Below are 14,791 nucleotides of genomic sequence, written 5' to 3'. Positions count from 1 at the left end.
GGCTCCGATCGCAGCTTGCGGCTCGCGGCGGCGCCCTTTTGGCGGGCTGAGCTGGCGCGAGCCGGCGGGACTACAGAGCGCCTGCCGACCGCTTCAGAGCGGAATTCCGCTCGGGCGGTTGCGAAAGATGCTACAGGGCCACATCTTTCACCGTGACCCGACTGCAGCCCGGGACGACAGCGCCGGAAGCCGCAATGCGTTTGACGAACTTCTCCGACTATTCCCTGCGCCTGCTGATGTATGCGGCGACGCGGGACGGCCAGCTGATCACAATCGAGGAAACCGCCGCGGTCTACGGCATTTCCCGGGCCCATCTGATGAAAGTCGCGAACCTCTTGGTACGTGCCGGCTTCCTCAAATCCATACGCGGGCGCTCCGGCGGCCTCGTGCTGGCGCGGCCCCCCGGCGAAATCGGCGTCGGGGCGGTGCTGCGCGCGACCGAGCCGGATTTCGCGCTGGTCGAGTGCTTCGAGGCCGGCAATCGCTGCCTGGTCACGCCCCGCTGCCGCCTGCGCGGCGTGCTCAACGAGGCGCTCAGCGCCTTCGTGACGACGCTCGACCGCTACACCCTGGCCGATCTCGTGCTCAGGCCGGAGGATTTCGGCATCACGGCGCCGACGCAGGACGCTCCGAAGCCGGCACGGCGCAGGGCCTCCCAGGCCGCCACCTGACCTGGTGAGCATTTCGTCATGTCCGGTAGGCGGAACCATGCATGGCCTAGCTCCATAAGATGCATTATATATGCCTCTTATTTAGACTACGAGGCCAACGACTGCTCAGGGCATGGTGCCGGCCGACCGGCAAGGGATGCGCAGCATGGCGACACTGGTGCTTGATCCGTCGATCTTCGTCGATGACGATATCCTGCGCGATATCGCGGAATCACTGAGCGAGCGCCTGCGCCGGCACAGGCGGCTGCGCGGCGGGCTCGACAGGATCATCGGCAATCGCTGGCAGGAATTCGAGGACGACTTCGCCCGCTTTCTCGGCGCGCTGCTGTTCCAGACTGGCGAACACGGCGGCGCGATCGTCGCGCTGCATGAGGCCTTTCCCGCGCTGGAGCCGGACCATGTCCGCGATGCCTGCGAGGTCTTCATGGAGGCGGCGCTGGAAGTGCTGCCCTTCCACGCCGCGGCCAGCCTGTCGGAACTCTCCGAGCATGTCGGCGCGCTCGTCCTGCGCGCCCTCGAGCCTGCGACGTCTGCCGCCGCAGCTGTTCCGCTGGCCCAGCGCCTCAACGAGGCCGAGGAGGCGCTTCGGCTTGGGGCGAGCCTGCGCTAGAGGCCGCCTCGGACGTGGGGCCCTCCGCACTATTTTCCGCGCCGGAGACCGGGTTCGCCGGCGGGAGCGCCTCGTCGTCGAGAAGAATTCGGGCCGCCGCGCCGTCGAGGTCCTCGTACTGGCCGCTGCGCAGCGACCACATGAAGGCGCAAAGCCCGATGACGCCGAGCGCGATGGCGATCGGGATCAGATAGAAGAAGTCCATCATCGCAGGGCGATGGCGGGGGCGCCCGCCGGCTCCTGTGCAGGCGACTCCGGGTTAAGCCCGCTCGCGGCGTGCCGCCCGAGGCGCAAGGCGTTGCCGATGACCAGCAGCGAGGACAACGACATGGTGACTGCCGCGATCAGCGGCGTGACATAGCCGAGCACAGCGATCGGAATCGCGATCGCGTTGTAGGCGACGGCGAGGAAGATGTTCTGCCGGACGAGCTTGCCGGCCTCGCGCGCCACGGCGAGCGCCTGCGGCACGGCAAGCAGACTCTCGCGCAGGAAGACGAAATCGGCGGCGTTGCGCCCGACATCGGCCGCGGTCGCCGGCGCCATCGACGCATGGGCACGCGCCAGCGCCGGCGCGTCATTGAGGCCGTCGCCGACCATCAGCACCTTGTGCCCGGCAGCAGCGGCGGCCTCGACATGGGCGAGCTTGCCGCCGGGCGAGACCCGCGCGCCATGCGGCAGGCCGAGCGCCGCGGCTAGCCGGCGAACCGGTTCCTCGCGATCACCCGACAGGATCTCGACCTCGAGCCCGGCGGCTGTCAGCGCCGAGATCGCCTGGCGCGCATCGGCCCTGAGACGATCGTCGAAGCTGAAGCGCGCCAGAGCGCGCCCGTCGCGGCTGAGCACGACGCGGGCCTCGCTCGCCATGTCGTCCGGCGCAGCACCGGCACCGAGCGCCCATTCCGGCCGGCCAAGACGATAGAGCGCCCCACCCGCCCGGGCTTCGAGCCCCGCCCCAGGCAGCTCGGAAACCTCGGAGAAGACGATCCTGCCATCCGGGCGGCCCAGCCCGGCCGCCGCCGCGACCAGGGTGCGCGAATAGGGATGGCGTGAATGGCCAGCGAGTGCCGCAGCCAGCGCCAGAGCTTCCGAGTCGTGGGCCTGTGCATCGAGCAGGCGCGGATGGCCGTGGGTCAGCGTTCCCGTCTTGTCGAAGACGACACTGTCAATCTCGGCGAGGCGCTCCATGGCGGCGCCGTCCTTGACCATGATGCCCTTCTCGAACAACCGGCGTGCCGCCATGATCTGGACCATCGGCACGGCGAGGCCGAGCGCGCAGGGACAGGTCACGATCAGCACGGCGATGGCGATGGTGATCGCGCGGTGGGCATCGCCGGTCGCCGCTATCCAACCGAGAAAGGTCAAGAAGGCGGTGAGGTGGATGACCGGCGCGTAAAGTCGCGCCGCCCGGTCGGCGATGCGCCGGTAGAGCGAGCGCCCTTCCTCGGCCGCCTCCATCATGCGGACCATTTCGGCGAGGAAGGAATCGCGTGCCGCTGCGGTCGCGGTGATCGTTAGCGGCCGCGTCAGGTTGAGCGTGCCGGCCTGCAGAACCTGCCCGGCCATGGCGGGTTGCGGCAGGCTCTCACCCGAGACCAGCGAGCAGTCGAGTTCGGAAGCGCCTTCGAGCACGCGGGCATCGACCGGAACGCGCTCACCCGCAGCGAGCCGGATGGTCATGCCGGGCTCGATCTCGGCGACCGGCAGATAGGTACCGGAGCCGTCCGGGCCGATCACGAGCGCGCCACGCGCCGCGAGCCGGGCGAGGCCCTTCACCGCAACCCGCGCCCGCTCGCGCATGACATGGTCCAGCGTTCGGCCGATCAGCAGGAAGAAGAGCAGCGAGATCGCGGCATCGAAATAGGCGTGGGGGCCGCCATGCACCGTCTCGTAGAGGCTAAGCGCGAAGGCGAGCGAGACGCCGATCGAGATCGGCACATCCATGTTGGTGCGGCCCTTGCGCAGCGCGCCCCAGGCAGAACGGAAGAAGACGCGGCCGGAATAGGCGAGCGCCGGCAAGGCGATCAGCGCCGAAATCCAGTGGAATAGATCGCGCGTCGCCGGCTCGGCGCCGGACCAGACCGAGACCGAGAGCAGCATGATGTTCATCGAGGCGAAGCCGGCGACCGCCAGCGAACGGATCAGTTCGGAGAGCGCCGCGTCGGTGCCGGACTCGCCGCTATCGTCGAGATGGGCCTCATAGCCGACACCGACGAGCGTCTCGGCGAAGGGCGGCGGCGCTCCGTCGCGCCATCGGATCGAGACACGCTTGGTCGAGAGGTTGACCCTTGCCCGCTCGACGCCCGGCAGCGCCGACAAGGCCTTCTCGATGGTCGCGATGCAGCCGCCGCAATGAATGCCGGGCACGGAGAGATCGGTCTGGCGCGCCCCGCCGCCCACGGGCCGGCTTGCCAGCAGAATCTCGTCGGCGGTCAGCCTGTGATCCGCCGTCGCATAGTCGGCGCCGGGTGCGCAGCAACTCATCGAAGGCTCCAGAGAGCGAAGGCGGCCCGCTCAGGCCGCGATCGCGCGATAGGCGTACCAGGTGCCGTGCCCCAGAAGCGGGAACACGACAATCAGGCCGAGCAGGCCGGTGACGAGGCTCAGCAGGAACAGGCCGAGGACGATCGCGCCCCAGGTCAGCATCACCGGCAGGTTGTTCCAGACCAGCGCGGTGCTGCTGCCCATCGCCGTCAGCGCGTCGACCCGCTTGTCGAGCTGCATCGGGATCGCAAAGACGCTGATCGCGAAGGAGAAGGCGGCGAAAAGGCCGCCGACGGCACTGCCGACGAACAGCATCGCCAGCCCGACCGGCGTGGTGAACAGCATGCCGACGATATGGTCGAGCCCCGGGAAGGGACGCAGGCCGAAGAACAACGCGTAGATCAGAACCGCCGCCCGCATCCAGGTCAGCATCAGCAGGCAGAGCAGTACGCCGGTGAACAGCACCTGCCCGCCCGAGGCCGGCTTGACGAAGACCATCCGCCCGAGGCCGATGCGCTCGCCGAGAGCGTGCCGGCGGCTCTTCTCATAGAGCCCGATCGCGAAGAGCGGACCGACCACCATGAACCCGGCCAAGGCCGGGAACAGGATGTAGTCCCAGCCGAAGGAGACGAAACAGGCGACCACCGCGAGCGAGACCAGGAAGACAAGGAGCCCATAGCTCAGGCTCGGCATCGGGTTGTCGACGATGTCCTGCCAGCCGGCCCGCAGCCAGTCGAAGGCGGCGGAGGCGGGCAGGCCGCGGCTCCATTTGTTCTCGCGCGGGAGCGGAGGGACGACGGCCGGGATGATCATGGTTCGCCTCGCTGCGGAGTGGGCTTCATTCCGTCACCTCTACCGGCAGGCCGAACGGGCGGCGCTGTAGGCACCCGGCCGGCCCTCGCCTTCGCCCCGCCGGAGATGGGGAACGCAATCGGGCTGGGACGAGATCGCGACATGGACCAGATGCCAGTTGGCGCCGGCCAGCAGCAGCAAGCCGCCGCCGACCGCCAGCCCCACGACGAGCTTGCGTCGGCGCGCCTGCGGGCTGGACACGATCTCGCTCATGGCCGGGGCTTCCTGAGATCGGCGAGGTAGAGCGCCAGGATCTTGCGGTCGACCGGCGACAGCCGGTTCTCCCAGGCCGGCATCTGGCCCTGCCGGCCATGCCAGACCGAGTTGAAGATCGACTGCGTGTCGCCGCCATAAGTCCAGGCCTTGTCGGTCAGGTCGGGCGCGCCGAGCTCGGCATTGCCCCTGCCCTCTTCGCCATGGCAGGCGGCGCAATTGGCGGCGTAGACGGCCTTGCCAGCCTCGACCTTGGCCTTATCGATGCTGCCCGGCGCCGCCGACAGCGACTGGACGAAGGCGGTGACGTTCTCGACATCGGCGCGCGGGATCATGCCGTCCCTGCCGAAGGCGAGCATCTGGGCGGTGCGGCTCTCGCCATGGCCGGAATTGATCCCGACCCGGATCGTCTCCATCAGCGCCTCGGGCGTGCTACCCCAGAGCGTCGACGCGGCGGTGAGATCGGGGAAGCCCTTGCTGCCCTTGGCGTCGGTGCCGTGGCAGACCGCGCAATTGTCGCCGAACAGGGTTCGGCCGCTCTGGCGCACGATCGCCATCAAAGCGGGATCGGCCTGGATCGCGGCGAAGTCGGCGGCCTCGATCTTCTTGCTCCAGGCGCGCGCCTGCTCGGCCTGCTCCAGCGAGCGCGCGATGTTCTTGCGGTCGTCGGCGCCGAGCAGCCCCTTGGTGTAGCTCACGCCTGTCGGCCAGGCCGGCATCAAGAGCCAATAGAAGAGCGAGAAGACGAAGGTCGCGATCAGGAAGAAGTACACCGCCCGGGGAACCGGCGTGTTGAGCTCCTTGATGCCGCTCCATTCATGACCGGTGGTCAGGAAGCCGCTGTGAGGGTCCCGCTCTTCTACCGCCATGGCCGGTCCTCGTCGCGCAGGATGGAATCGGCGGCCTTGTCGAAGTGCTGCTTGTTCGACGGCCAGTAAGTGTAGACCAGGACGGCGACCGAGAGCCCGATCAGGTAGAACAGCCCGTAGGATTTCGAGAACCAGACAGCCGTGTCATGGGCGAGGCTCATGGCTTGCCTCCAGATGGCGTGGCTTCTGCCGGCTTGGCTTCCGCCGACTTGGTGCCTGCCGGCCCGGTTTCCGTCGCGACGGACGGCTTGTGGGCGGCATCGGTCAGGCGGCCGAGGATCTGGAGATAGGCGACGATCGCGTCCATCTCGGTCAGTTCATTGGGCTTGCCGTCGAAGGCACGCACCGTCGTCGCCTCGCCATAACGCTTGCTCACGCCTTCTGCGAAGGGCGAGTCCGGCGCCGCCTGGCCATAAGCGTCGGCCGGGGCGTTGGCGATCATCTCGTCGGTATAGGGCACGCCGACGGCGCGGAGCGAACGCAGATGCTTGCCGAGATCGTCGGTCCGCAGCGGCGTGCGCAGGAACCAGGAATAGGCCGGCATGATCGAGACGGGGACGACGTCGCGCGGATTGTTGAGATGCGCGACATGCCAGGCATCCGAATACTTGCCGCCATTGCGGGCGAGGTCGGGGCCGGTGCGCTTCGAGCCCCAGAGCATCGGGTGGTCGTATTTCGACTCGACCGCGAGCGAGTAAGGCCCGTAGCGCTCGACCTCGTCGCGCAGGGTGCGGATCATCTGCGAATGGCAGGCATAGCAGCCCTCGCGGATGTAGATGTTGCGGCCAGCCACCTCCAGCGGCGTGTAGACGCGCATGTCGGGCGCGTCCTCCACCGTCTGGTTGATGGTGAAGAGCGGCGCGATCTCGACGAGGCCGCCAATGCTGGCGACGCCGATCACCGCCAGCACGAAACCGAGCGTCTTGCGTTCGAGGCGGTAGTGCAGACCAAACATCGGCGTCACTCCCCGGGCTGAAGGGCCGGGGCCGGAACCGGCACCGAACTATCCGCGGCCGGATCGTGCAGATGGGCTGCCCGGATCGTCATCCAGATATTGTAGCAGCCGACCAGCGCGCCGATCAGGAAGAGCAGGCCGCCGATCGCGCGGGCGATGTAGTAGGGCCGCATCGCCACGAGCGAGTCGAGGAAGGAATAGGCCAGCGTGCCGCTTTCATTGTAGGTCCGCCACATCAGCCCCTGGATGATGCCGGAATTCCACATCGAAAAGACGTAGATGACGGTACCGGCGAGTGCGAGCCAGAAGTGCACCTCGACCAGCCCGGCCGAGTACATCGCCTTGCGCTTCCAGAGCCAGGGCACGGTGGCGTAGATCGCGCCGAAGGTGATCATCGCGACCCAGCCAAGCGCGCCGGCATGGACATGGCCGACCGTCCAGTCGGTGTAATGCGATAGCGCGTTGACCTGGCGGATCGCCATGAACGACCCCTCGAAGGTGGAGAGGCCGTAGAACACGGCGGCGACCATCATGAAGCGCAAAGTCGCGTCGTCGCGCACCTTGTCCCAGGCGCCGTTCAGGGTCAGGAGCGCGTTGCCGGCAGAAGCCCAGGACGGCACCAGCAGCATGACCGAGAAGGTCACGCCGAGGCTCTGCACCCATTGCGGCAGGGCCGTGTAGTGCAGGTGGTGCGAGCCCGCCCACATGTAGAAGAAGGTGATGCCCCAGAAGCTGATGATCGACATCCGGTAGGAGTAGATCGGCCGGTCGGCGCGCTTCGGCAGGTAGTAATACATCATGCCGAGGAAGCCGGCGGTCAGGAAGAAGGCGACGGCGTTGTGGCCGTACCACCACTGCGTCATCGCATCCTGGACGCCGGAGAAGGCGGAATAGCTCTTCGCCTGGCCAAGCGAGATCGGCATGGCGAGGTTGTTGACGATGTGAAGGATCGCCACGACCAGGATGAACGCCATGTAGTACCAGTTGGAGACGTAGATATGCGGCTCCTTGCGGCGGGCGAGCGTCCTTACATAGAGGATGAAATAGGTGACCCAGACGACCACGAGCCAGATATCGGCGTACCATTCCGGCTCGGCATATTCCTTCGACTGGGTGATGCCCATCATGTAGCCGGTGACGGCGATGAGGCAGAAAAGGTTGTAGCCGAGCAGCACGAACCAGGGGCTGAGCTGGTCCGGCAGACGTGCCCGTGAGGTGCGCTGCACGACATAGAAGGAGGTGGCGATCAGGGCGTTGCCACCGAAGCCGAAGATCACGCCGGTGGTGTGGATCGGCCGGATGCGGCCGAAGCTCGCCCAGCCGGCATCGAAGGTCAGCTCAGGGTAGACCAGGAGCCAGGCGACCCAGTCGCCGACGAACAGGCCGAGCACGGCCCAGGCCATCGCCATGACGATGCCGAATTTGGTCGGCTCGTCGTAATAGTGCTGCAGCCGTTCAGCGCTCGGCTCCGGCGAAAGATAGCCGGCAATCACCACGAAGATCCCGACGGCGCCGGCGACCAGGAACATCAGTCCGTGCACGCCGATCGGGTCGCCCTGACCGGCGATCGTCAGCAAGAGACCGCACAAGGCAACGGCAACCAGGATGGCTAATGCCAGCCGTCGTTCTGCAATCGTCAACTGGGCGATCATCGGAAGTCGTCCTCGGCTCACTACAAGCACGTCGATGCAATCTGCGACATCGAGTCCGTGAACCCGATCCGCGCCGGTCCGGTGACAGTGCCGCATGGGCAGGGTCGAATCGTCAAGGCCATTTAATATACATCAAAGATGATTGTTTTAAATCAAGACAGGGCGTCGCAGGCGCTGGCGGGGCGGCGTGCATGCCTGTATGAGCAAAGCGGAACTGCCGCAGCGCCGACCACCTCTCGACGCCGCGCAAAGACGCGCGCCGCCAGCGCCAAACATTACGGCGCGACACGCCACAGCTCTTCACAAATGATGCAGGACCAGCATGTCTTCGCAGCGCGATCCGGCTGCAAGTCGCGGCAGGACAAGCGCTTTTGACCCGCAACCGGGCCACACTTGACTTCCCGCCGAAGCATACTAATCCTAGCGCGCCATGATCAGTTTTCGGCTATACGATCCTCGCAGAGCAGGATTTCCCAAGACCGACGTTTAACCCGGACGCGCGCATTGCAGCCTCGTCCGGGCAGTCAGGCATCTCCGACGACAACTCGAGCACATGACGCCTACTCGGCGAGAGCGCGTACCATCCGCTCCGCCATGACCGGCGCGGATCGGCCCACATGGAAGCTGCAGTGAACATCATGAAATTTCTGGGTGCCGACGACATCGCGCTCGACCTGCCTGCCGCAAGCAAGCAGGCGGCGATCGAGAGCGCCGCCGACCGGCTCTGCCGCGGCGATGACGACGGCGACAGGAAGGCTGTTCTCCAGGCGCTCAACGCCCGCGAGCAGCTCGGCTCCACGGCCCTCGGCCGCGGCGTCGCGCTGCCGCACGCTCGAACCGACGTTCTGGGCGAGCCCAGGGTCACGCTGATGCGCCTGGACCACCCGGTCGACTTCGGCGCCGCCGATGGCGACCCGGTCGATCTCGTGCTGGCTGTGGTCTGGCCGGCCGAGGCGATGGACGATTTCCTGAGCACGCTCTCGAAGTTCTGCAAGATGATGCGCGAGCCGCGCCTGCTGCAGGGGTTGCGCGATGCCGCGGATTCCGAGGCTGCGAGCGAACTCCTCCGGGTCGCGGCGGAGCAGACCGCCTCCGCGCAAAGCGCGGCGCGGGCCTGACGCGCGGCAAACACCCGCCAACCGTCAGCGATAAAGGGCCCTCTCCTCGCGGGAGGGCTGCACCTGTTCGTCGGCAACCCCGAACAGTTTTTGCTTCACCTGAAACGAAGGAGGACAGCGACGTGCGGTTGACCGATCGCGCCGCTTGCGAGCGGAAGATCGTCCTGGAGACAGCGAATAGCGAGGGAAGCGGGCGCCTCTCCGGAGAGCCGGTTCGCCTGCAATACGCCGCGCTCCCGTACCGTCTGTCCGATGCCGGATGCCTCGACATCATATTGGTCACCTCGCGGGACACAGGCCGCTGGGTGCTGCCGAAGGGCTGGCCGATGCGCGGCAAGACCGGCGCCGAGGCGGCGGCACGCGAAGCCTATGAAGAGGCCGGGATCATCGGGTACCCCGCGGCCACTCCCGTCGGCGCCTATCACTATCGCAAGCGCCGAAGCCACGGCGCCTCCGTCCTCTGCCGGGTCGAAGTCTTCCCGCTAGACGTCCTCGACGAACTCGACCGCTGGCCCGAGAAGCGCCAGCGCAGGCGGTCCTGGTTCGCGGCGAAGGACGCCAGCGGGCTCGTCGACGAAGCAGAACTGAAGGCCCTCATCCTGACGGCGCAGGACGTCATTCTCCGCGCCTTCGACAAAGAGGTCGCTGCACCGGCTGGCTAGCGCCCGTTCCATGGGACTTACCCGGTTAGCTTGAAGCAAGAAAACCGACAGAAATTTTGATCCACCCCGCAGAAAAAATCTAAACTCTGAATAAAAACAACCTCACAATATCCAAAACACTGAGATGATATCTGAATTCCAATCTAGATTTTGCAACGTCCGCGGACGGGTTGATTTTCCCGCAATGGCTGATATAGGATCGTATATCGCCTGATGCAGGCTACATCTGCTGGTTGGGGAGGACGGCATGTCTCACGACGCCCTCTTCCAATTGGGGATGGGCGCAGTTTTACTGAACGCCTCCCAAAAGGAAGAAACTTTTGCGATGTGCGCCTCGGCCGCGTCGATCAAGGTGATCAGTCCTGCCAGCCGTCTTAGCAGGCAGTCGCCCGCTGCCGCCGCCATTCTCCGCACCGAGAAGAAGAGCAGGAGCAACAGCGCGAAAGCGCTGATCCCGCGCGCGTCGACGGCGTCCGCGTCGGCGATGCCGTAACCGCAGGCACAGGCTCCGCCGGCAGCCAGGCGCTGCGGGCCCAATTCCAAGATCAAAACGCCATCACGACACCGCAACGCGGTGAGCGTGCTGCCTCATAGCGCCGAGATGCGGGCCGGCCGGCTCGGTCGCGGTCCGATACTCTTTCGACAGGTGCGACGCATCGATGATCCAGACCCCGTATTATCTCATCGATAAGGCCGGGTTGCTGCGCAACCTGCAGACGATCGACCGTGTCCGCACACAATCGGGCGCCAAGGTTCTGCTGGCGCTGAAGTGCTTCGCGACCTGGTCGGTGTTCGACCTGATGCGCGAATACATGGACGGCACGACCTCCTCCTCGCTCAACGAGGTCAAGCTCGGCCGCGAGACATTCGGCGGCGAGACCCATGCCTACAGCGTCGCCTTCGCCGATCACGAGGTCGACGAGGTCCTGGCCAATTCCGACAAGATCATCTTCAACTCGATCAGCCAGTTCGAGCGCTTCGCCGACAAGACGGCCGCGACGAGTCGCGGGCTGCGCCTCAACCCGCAGATCAGCGCCTCCGGCTTCGACCTCGCCGACCCCGCCCGCCCGTTCAGCCGCCTCGGCGAATGGGATGCGCAGAAGGTTGGGGCGATCATCGGCCGGATCGACGGCTTCATGATCCACAACAACTGCGAGAACGCCGATTTCGCGCGTTTCGACGCGATGCTGGCGCAGGTCGAGGAGAACTTCGGCGCGCTGCTGCAGCAGGTCAGCTGGGTCAGCCTGGGCGGCGGCATCCATTTCACCGGCGACAGCTACCCGCTCGATGCCTTCTGCGAGCGGCTGAAGCGCTTCTCGCAGCGCTATGGCGTCCAGGTCTATCTCGAGCCCGGCGAGGCCGCGGTGACGAAGAGCACGACCCTCGAGGTCACGGTGCTCGACACGCTGTTCAACGGCAAGCACCTCGCCATCGTCGACAGCTCGATCGAGGCGCATATGCTCGACCTGCTGATCTACCGGCAGAGCGCCAAGCTCGCCGCCGAGCCCGGCCCGCATCGCTATGCGATCTGCGGCAAGTCCTGCCTGGCCGGCGACATCTTCGGCGAGTTCGACTTTGCCCATGAGCTGAAGCCCGGCGACCGGATCTCGATCGAGGACGCGGGCGGCTACACCATGGTGAAGAAGAACTGGTTCAACGGCGTCCAGATGCCGGCCATCGCCGTGCGCGAGCTCGACGGCAGCGTGCGCGTCGTCCGCGAATTCTCCTTCCAGGACTACCTCTCCAGCCTGTCCTGACCTCTCCCCCTCTCTGCAGAAAGGAAATCCCAGCAGAATGAGAAGGAACGTTCTGATCATCGGCGCCGGCGGCGTCGGCCAGGTCGTCGCCCATAAATGCGCGGAGCACAACGACGTGCTCGGCGACATCCACCTCGCTTCGCGCAATGTCGAGAAATGCGAGGCGATCATTCGCTCCGTTCGCGAGAAGCGCAGCCTGAAGACCGGCGGCCGCCTCGCCGGCCACGCGCTGGATGCGCTCGATGTCGAACGAACCGCCCAGCTGATCCGGGACACCGGCGCCGAGATCGTCATCAATGTCGGCTCGGCTTTCCTCAACATGTCGGTGCTGTCGGCCTGCATCGCGGCGGGCGCCGCTTATATCGACACGGCGATCCACGAGGACCCGCTGAAGATCTGCGAGGCGCCGCCCTGGTATGGCAATTACGAGTGGAAGCGGCAGGCCGACTGTGCCGCCGCGGGCATCACCGCGATCCTCGGCGCCGGCTTCGACCCGGGCGTCGTCAACGCCTATGCGGCCCTGGCGCGCGACGCGTATTTCGACAAGATCGACTCGATCGACATCGTCGACGTCAATGCCGGCGACCATGGCCGCTATTTCGCGACCAATTTCGACCCCGAGATCAATTTCCGCGAGTTCACCGGACAGGTCTGGTCCTGGCAGAAGGGCGAGTGGACCTCGAACAGGATGTTCGAGGTCAGCAAGACATGGGACCTGCCGGTGGTCGGCAACCGCACCACCTATCTGACCGGCCATGACGAGATCCATTCGCTGTCGAAGAATCTCAACGTCCCCAATGTCCGGTTCTGGATGGGCTTCGGCGAGCGCTACATCAACGTCTTCACCGTACTCAGGAATCTCGGCCTGCTCTCCGAGCAGCCGGTCAGGACGGCGGAGGGGCTCGAAGTGGTGCCGCTGAAGGTGGTCAAAGCCGTCCTGCCCGATCCGTCCTCGCTGGCACCCGACTATGCCGGCAAGACCTGCATCGGCGATGTCGTGAAGGGAATGAAGGACGGGCAGAAGCGCGAGGTCTTCATCTACAACGTCGCCGACCATGAAGAGGCCTATGCCGAGGTCGGCAGCCAGGCGATCTCCTATACTGCCGGCGTTCCCGCGGCCGCCGCGGCGATCCTCGTCGCCAAGGGCGACTGGGACGTGCGCAGGATGGTCAATGTCGAGGAGCTGGCACCGCGGCCCTTCCTGCGCCTGCTCGACCAGATGGGCCTGCCGGCGCGGATCCGCGATGCCGAAGGCGACCGGCCGCTGAGCTTCGACGAAAAGCCGACAGCAGCGGCGCCGCGGGTGGCCGAACCGGCCCTCGCCGGCTGATCGCGTCCGCGGTCGACAACCGGCTCGAGGGCAGATCGTTGCCGGCGTGCCTGCCCTCGATGCCCACGCCCGGCCGCGTAAGCGGCCGGGCCTTCAACAGCGGTCTCCGCGACACCTGCACCCGGCAGGACGCTACACCGGCCATACGCTGGGACTAAGCTGCGCAACCAGCCAAGACATCCGAACAAGAAATCCGACCAACGCCCTCGCAAGAAGCCAAACCTTGGAAAATTTCAGAAATAACTAGCTTTGCAATATAAATTAACTGAAATTTTACTCCGCTATATTGAAATTTGACTTTCTTTCCACTTCGTCCGAAACTGCCTTTGTCATGACAGGAAACCATCCCCCCGCAGGGATTTTCTTTACGGCGCTTCGCCTCGCACGGCAGTAGCCCTGGTTCGGCGCACGGCCTTTTCGGCCCCAAGCGCGACCGAGCCAGGGAGAACCGCGCCGCCCGCATGCCTGCCGGCACAGGCTGCATCGGGCCATTCAACTCCGGACATTGCCCGGGCTTCCGGCCGCGCATCTGATGCACCGGCCCGGCGGTTCCGCGACCGCAGGACATGACGATGAGCAACAAACGCAATGGCAATCGCGAAGCGAAGAAGCCGAAGCAAGTAAAGCAGCCGGCACAGGCCGTCTCCTCAATCGCCGATCTGAGCAAGCAGCAATTGGGCAGGAAGCCAGGCAAGTAGCGCCGGTAGCCTGAACATAGCTGCAAGCGTGACTGGCGGGCGGGCACCACAGTGACCCGCCCGCTTCATTCGTCAACGAAATCGGGGCGACAGGCCCTGTTGAAAGGAAAAGGTGCGTCCACTTCCGCAGATCACGATCACCTATGAGGATCTTGCCATCCTCTTGCCTCTCGTCAGGCAGGCGATGGCGACCGGCCGTTACGACGCGGCCTCGCGCCTCGCCGCCGAACTCCACCGCGCGCATGTGATCGAGGCCAGGCAGGCACCACAGGACTGCCTGTTCCTGCACGTTCCCGGGCAGTATCTGGAGGAGCGCAGCGGCGCTGTACGCGAGGTGACCCTCGTCCCAGGCCGGGGCAGCGCCGCGGTGGGACTGGTGTCGGTGCTGAGCCCGGTCGGGACCGCGCTGCTCGGGCTTTCCGAGGGGCAGCGCACAGGCTGGCTGAGTCCGCGCGGCGAGCCGCGCATGTTGCGCCTGCTGCGGGTGACACGCCGCCATCGGGCGACGAAACCATCCAACGACGCGAAAGCACGCTCCTGACGAAAGCGGCAAGGCTGGGCACAGGCGCTGCGGCTGATCGTCGCCGCCAGCCGCCGCGCAGGCAGATCTCCCTGTTCCTATGTTGGTTGCGCTACCTCAGCCGCGCCCCTGAGAACGGCGAAGCCGCACGCCAGGTCCCTCGCGGCTCTCCGGCAGGAAGCGGACGCCGGCCCGCTCGAAAGCGGCGAGGACCAGGGCCTCCGAGGCGCGCTGAAGCTCATGGCGCTCACGCTCGAAATCGCGGACCGTGCTGCGCGAGACTCCGGCAGTGACAGCAAGCTGATCCTGCGTCCAGTTCAGCAGACCGCGCGCCGCGCGACACAGTTCAGGACGTAAATTCATGGCGTTGGCCCATTGCCTTCGGCTGCCTGAGTCAACCATA

General features: G+C 65.9%; 17 protein-coding genes and 1 pseudogene. 9 read left to right on the top strand and 9 right to left on the bottom strand.

The window, feature by feature from the left end:
* Positions 1 to 194: 194 nt before the first annotated feature.
* On the top strand, positions 195 to 671 hold the full coding sequence (locus DK26_RS18905; protein ID WP_066475732.1) for an Rrf2 family transcriptional regulator: 477 nt from the start codon (positions 195 to 197) through the stop codon (positions 669 to 671).
* Positions 672 to 816: 145 nt separating this feature from the next.
* Positions 817 to 1,281: a hypothetical protein gene (locus DK26_RS18900; protein ID WP_157089725.1), complete on the top strand. Its 465-nt coding sequence runs from the start codon at positions 817 to 819 to the stop codon at positions 1,279 to 1,281.
* A 61-nt stretch (positions 1,282 to 1,342) separates the two neighbouring features.
* Here the strand turns inward: DK26_RS18900 and ccoS are convergent.
* The 8 genes and pseudogenes from ccoS to ccoN all read right to left on the bottom strand — a co-directional run.
* Positions 1,343 to 1,489: pseudogene (ccoS, locus tag DK26_RS29975) on the bottom strand (cbb3-type cytochrome oxidase assembly protein CcoS); the annotation flags it as partial.
* Entirely contained in the window at positions 1,486 to 3,762 is a 2,277-nt protein-coding gene (locus tag DK26_RS18890; protein WP_066475726.1) for a cation-translocating P-type ATPase, read from the bottom strand. The pseudogene ccoS and the gene DK26_RS18890, both read right to left, overlap by 4 nt.
* Before the next feature lie 30 nt (positions 3,763 to 3,792).
* Positions 3,793 to 4,575: a DUF2189 domain-containing protein gene (locus tag DK26_RS18885; RefSeq protein WP_066475724.1), complete on the bottom strand. Its 783-nt coding sequence runs from the start codon at positions 4,573 to 4,575 to the stop codon at positions 3,793 to 3,795.
* A gap of 39 nt (positions 4,576 to 4,614) precedes the next feature.
* Positions 4,615 to 4,827 (bottom strand): hypothetical protein, encoded by a 213-nt coding sequence (locus DK26_RS18880; protein WP_066475722.1) that lies wholly within the window; start codon positions 4,825 to 4,827, stop codon positions 4,615 to 4,617.
* Positions 4,824 to 5,696 (bottom strand): cytochrome-c oxidase, cbb3-type subunit III, encoded by an 873-nt coding sequence (ccoP, locus tag DK26_RS18875; protein WP_066475720.1) that lies wholly within the window; start codon positions 5,694 to 5,696, stop codon positions 4,824 to 4,826. Before ccoP ends, DK26_RS18880 begins: the two co-directional genes overlap by 4 nt.
* Entirely contained in the window at positions 5,687 to 5,857 is a 171-nt protein-coding gene (locus DK26_RS18870) for a cbb3-type cytochrome c oxidase subunit 3 (protein WP_066475718.1), read from the bottom strand. The genes ccoP and DK26_RS18870 overlap by 10 nt, the downstream gene beginning before the upstream one ends.
* On the bottom strand, positions 5,854 to 6,651 hold the full coding sequence (ccoO, locus tag DK26_RS18865; RefSeq protein ID WP_083533348.1) for a cytochrome-c oxidase, cbb3-type subunit II: 798 nt from the start codon (positions 6,649 to 6,651) through the stop codon (positions 5,854 to 5,856). Before ccoO ends, DK26_RS18870 begins: the two co-directional genes overlap by 4 nt.
* Positions 6,652 to 6,656: 5 nt before the next feature.
* Entirely contained in the window at positions 6,657 to 8,303 is a 1,647-nt protein-coding gene (gene ccoN / locus DK26_RS18860; RefSeq protein WP_066475717.1) for a cytochrome-c oxidase, cbb3-type subunit I, read from the bottom strand.
* 617 nt (positions 8,304 to 8,920) lie between these two features.
* Here ccoN and DK26_RS18855 point away from each other — a divergent pair.
* From DK26_RS18855 to DK26_RS18830, 7 genes are all read left to right on the top strand, one after another.
* The gene (locus DK26_RS18855) at positions 8,921 to 9,421 is read left to right on the top strand and encodes a PTS sugar transporter subunit IIA (RefSeq protein ID WP_066475716.1); all 501 of its coding nucleotides are present in this window, start codon (positions 8,921 to 8,923) and stop codon (positions 9,419 to 9,421) included.
* A 128-nt stretch (positions 9,422 to 9,549) separates the two neighbouring features.
* Positions 9,550 to 10,083, top strand: a complete 534-nt coding sequence (locus tag DK26_RS18850; protein ID WP_248310026.1) for an NUDIX hydrolase — start codon at positions 9,550 to 9,552, stop codon at positions 10,081 to 10,083.
* Positions 10,084 to 10,330: 247 nt separating this feature from the next.
* The gene (locus tag DK26_RS29400; protein ID WP_184231745.1) at positions 10,331 to 10,576 is read left to right on the top strand and encodes a hypothetical protein; all 246 of its coding nucleotides are present in this window, start codon (positions 10,331 to 10,333) and stop codon (positions 10,574 to 10,576) included.
* A 166-nt stretch (positions 10,577 to 10,742) separates the two neighbouring features.
* A complete protein-coding gene (locus DK26_RS18840; protein WP_066475714.1) occupies positions 10,743 to 11,840 on the top strand; it encodes a carboxynorspermidine decarboxylase in 1,098 nt (365 codons plus the stop codon).
* A 37-nt stretch (positions 11,841 to 11,877) separates the two neighbouring features.
* Complete coding sequence (locus DK26_RS18835) at positions 11,878 to 13,170, top strand: saccharopine dehydrogenase family protein (protein WP_066475713.1); 1,293 nt, start codon at positions 11,878 to 11,880, stop codon at positions 13,168 to 13,170.
* 572 nt (positions 13,171 to 13,742) lie between these two features.
* Positions 13,743 to 13,868 carry a hypothetical protein gene (locus tag DK26_RS29900; protein ID WP_282568046.1) on the top strand — a complete coding sequence of 42 codons (126 nt, stop codon included), beginning with the start codon at positions 13,743 to 13,745 and terminating at the stop codon, positions 13,866 to 13,868.
* A gap of 112 nt (positions 13,869 to 13,980) precedes the next feature.
* Positions 13,981 to 14,409, top strand: coding sequence for a GreA/GreB family elongation factor (locus DK26_RS18830; protein ID WP_066475712.1), 429 nt, complete (start codon positions 13,981 to 13,983; stop codon positions 14,407 to 14,409).
* A gap of 96 nt (positions 14,410 to 14,505) precedes the next feature.
* Here DK26_RS18830 and DK26_RS18825 read toward each other — a convergent pair whose 3' ends face one another.
* The gene (locus DK26_RS18825) at positions 14,506 to 14,751 is read right to left on the bottom strand and encodes a helix-turn-helix transcriptional regulator (RefSeq protein WP_066475710.1); all 246 of its coding nucleotides are present in this window, start codon (positions 14,749 to 14,751) and stop codon (positions 14,506 to 14,508) included.
* Positions 14,752 to 14,791: the final 40 nt, after the last annotated feature.

It is taken from the genome of Allobosea sp. WAO (assembly GCF_001509835.1).
Classification (GTDB): Bacteria; Pseudomonadota; Alphaproteobacteria; order Rhizobiales; family Beijerinckiaceae; genus Allobosea.
The sequence above is the reverse complement of the archived record's forward strand: the minus strand, read 5'-3'. Positions and strand labels throughout refer to the sequence as shown.

Bases quoted from the DNA above. Each gene is read 5' to 3' on its own strand.
- DK26_RS18905 (WP_066475732.1), top strand. From the start codon at position 195: ATGCGTTTGACGAACTTCTCCGACTATTCCCTGCGCCTGCTGATGTAT.
- DK26_RS18870 (WP_066475718.1), bottom strand. From the start codon at position 5,857: ATGAGCCTCGCCCATGACACGGCTGTCTGGTTCTCGAAATCCTACGGG.
- DK26_RS18885 (WP_066475724.1), bottom strand. From the start codon at position 4,575: ATGATCATCCCGGCCGTCGTCCCTCCGCTCCCGCGCGAGAACAAATGG.
- DK26_RS18855 (WP_066475716.1), top strand. From the start codon at position 8,921: ATGGAAGCTGCAGTGAACATCATGAAATTTCTGGGTGCCGACGACATC.
- DK26_RS29900 (WP_282568046.1), top strand. From the start codon at position 13,743: ATGAGCAACAAACGCAATGGCAATCGCGAAGCGAAGAAGCCGAAGCAA.
- DK26_RS18900 (WP_157089725.1), top strand. From the start codon at position 817: ATGGCGACACTGGTGCTTGATCCGTCGATCTTCGTCGATGACGATATC.
- DK26_RS18880 (WP_066475722.1), bottom strand. From the start codon at position 4,827: ATGAGCGAGATCGTGTCCAGCCCGCAGGCGCGCCGACGCAAGCTCGTC.
- ccoN (WP_066475717.1), bottom strand. From the start codon at position 8,303: ATGATCGCCCAGTTGACGATTGCAGAACGACGGCTGGCATTAGCCATC.
- DK26_RS29400 (WP_184231745.1), top strand. From the start codon at position 10,331: ATGTCTCACGACGCCCTCTTCCAATTGGGGATGGGCGCAGTTTTACTG.
- DK26_RS18825 (WP_066475710.1), bottom strand. From the start codon at position 14,751: ATGAATTTACGTCCTGAACTGTGTCGCGCGGCGCGCGGTCTGCTGAAC.
- DK26_RS18890 (WP_066475726.1), bottom strand. From the start codon at position 3,762: ATGAGTTGCTGCGCACCCGGCGCCGACTATGCGACGGCGGATCACAGG.
- DK26_RS18840 (WP_066475714.1), top strand. From the start codon at position 10,743: ATGATCCAGACCCCGTATTATCTCATCGATAAGGCCGGGTTGCTGCGC.
- DK26_RS18835 (WP_066475713.1), top strand. From the start codon at position 11,878: ATGAGAAGGAACGTTCTGATCATCGGCGCCGGCGGCGTCGGCCAGGTC.
- ccoO (WP_083533348.1), bottom strand. From the start codon at position 6,651: ATGTTTGGTCTGCACTACCGCCTCGAACGCAAGACGCTCGGTTTCGTG.
- ccoP (WP_066475720.1), bottom strand. From the start codon at position 5,696: ATGGCGGTAGAAGAGCGGGACCCTCACAGCGGCTTCCTGACCACCGGT.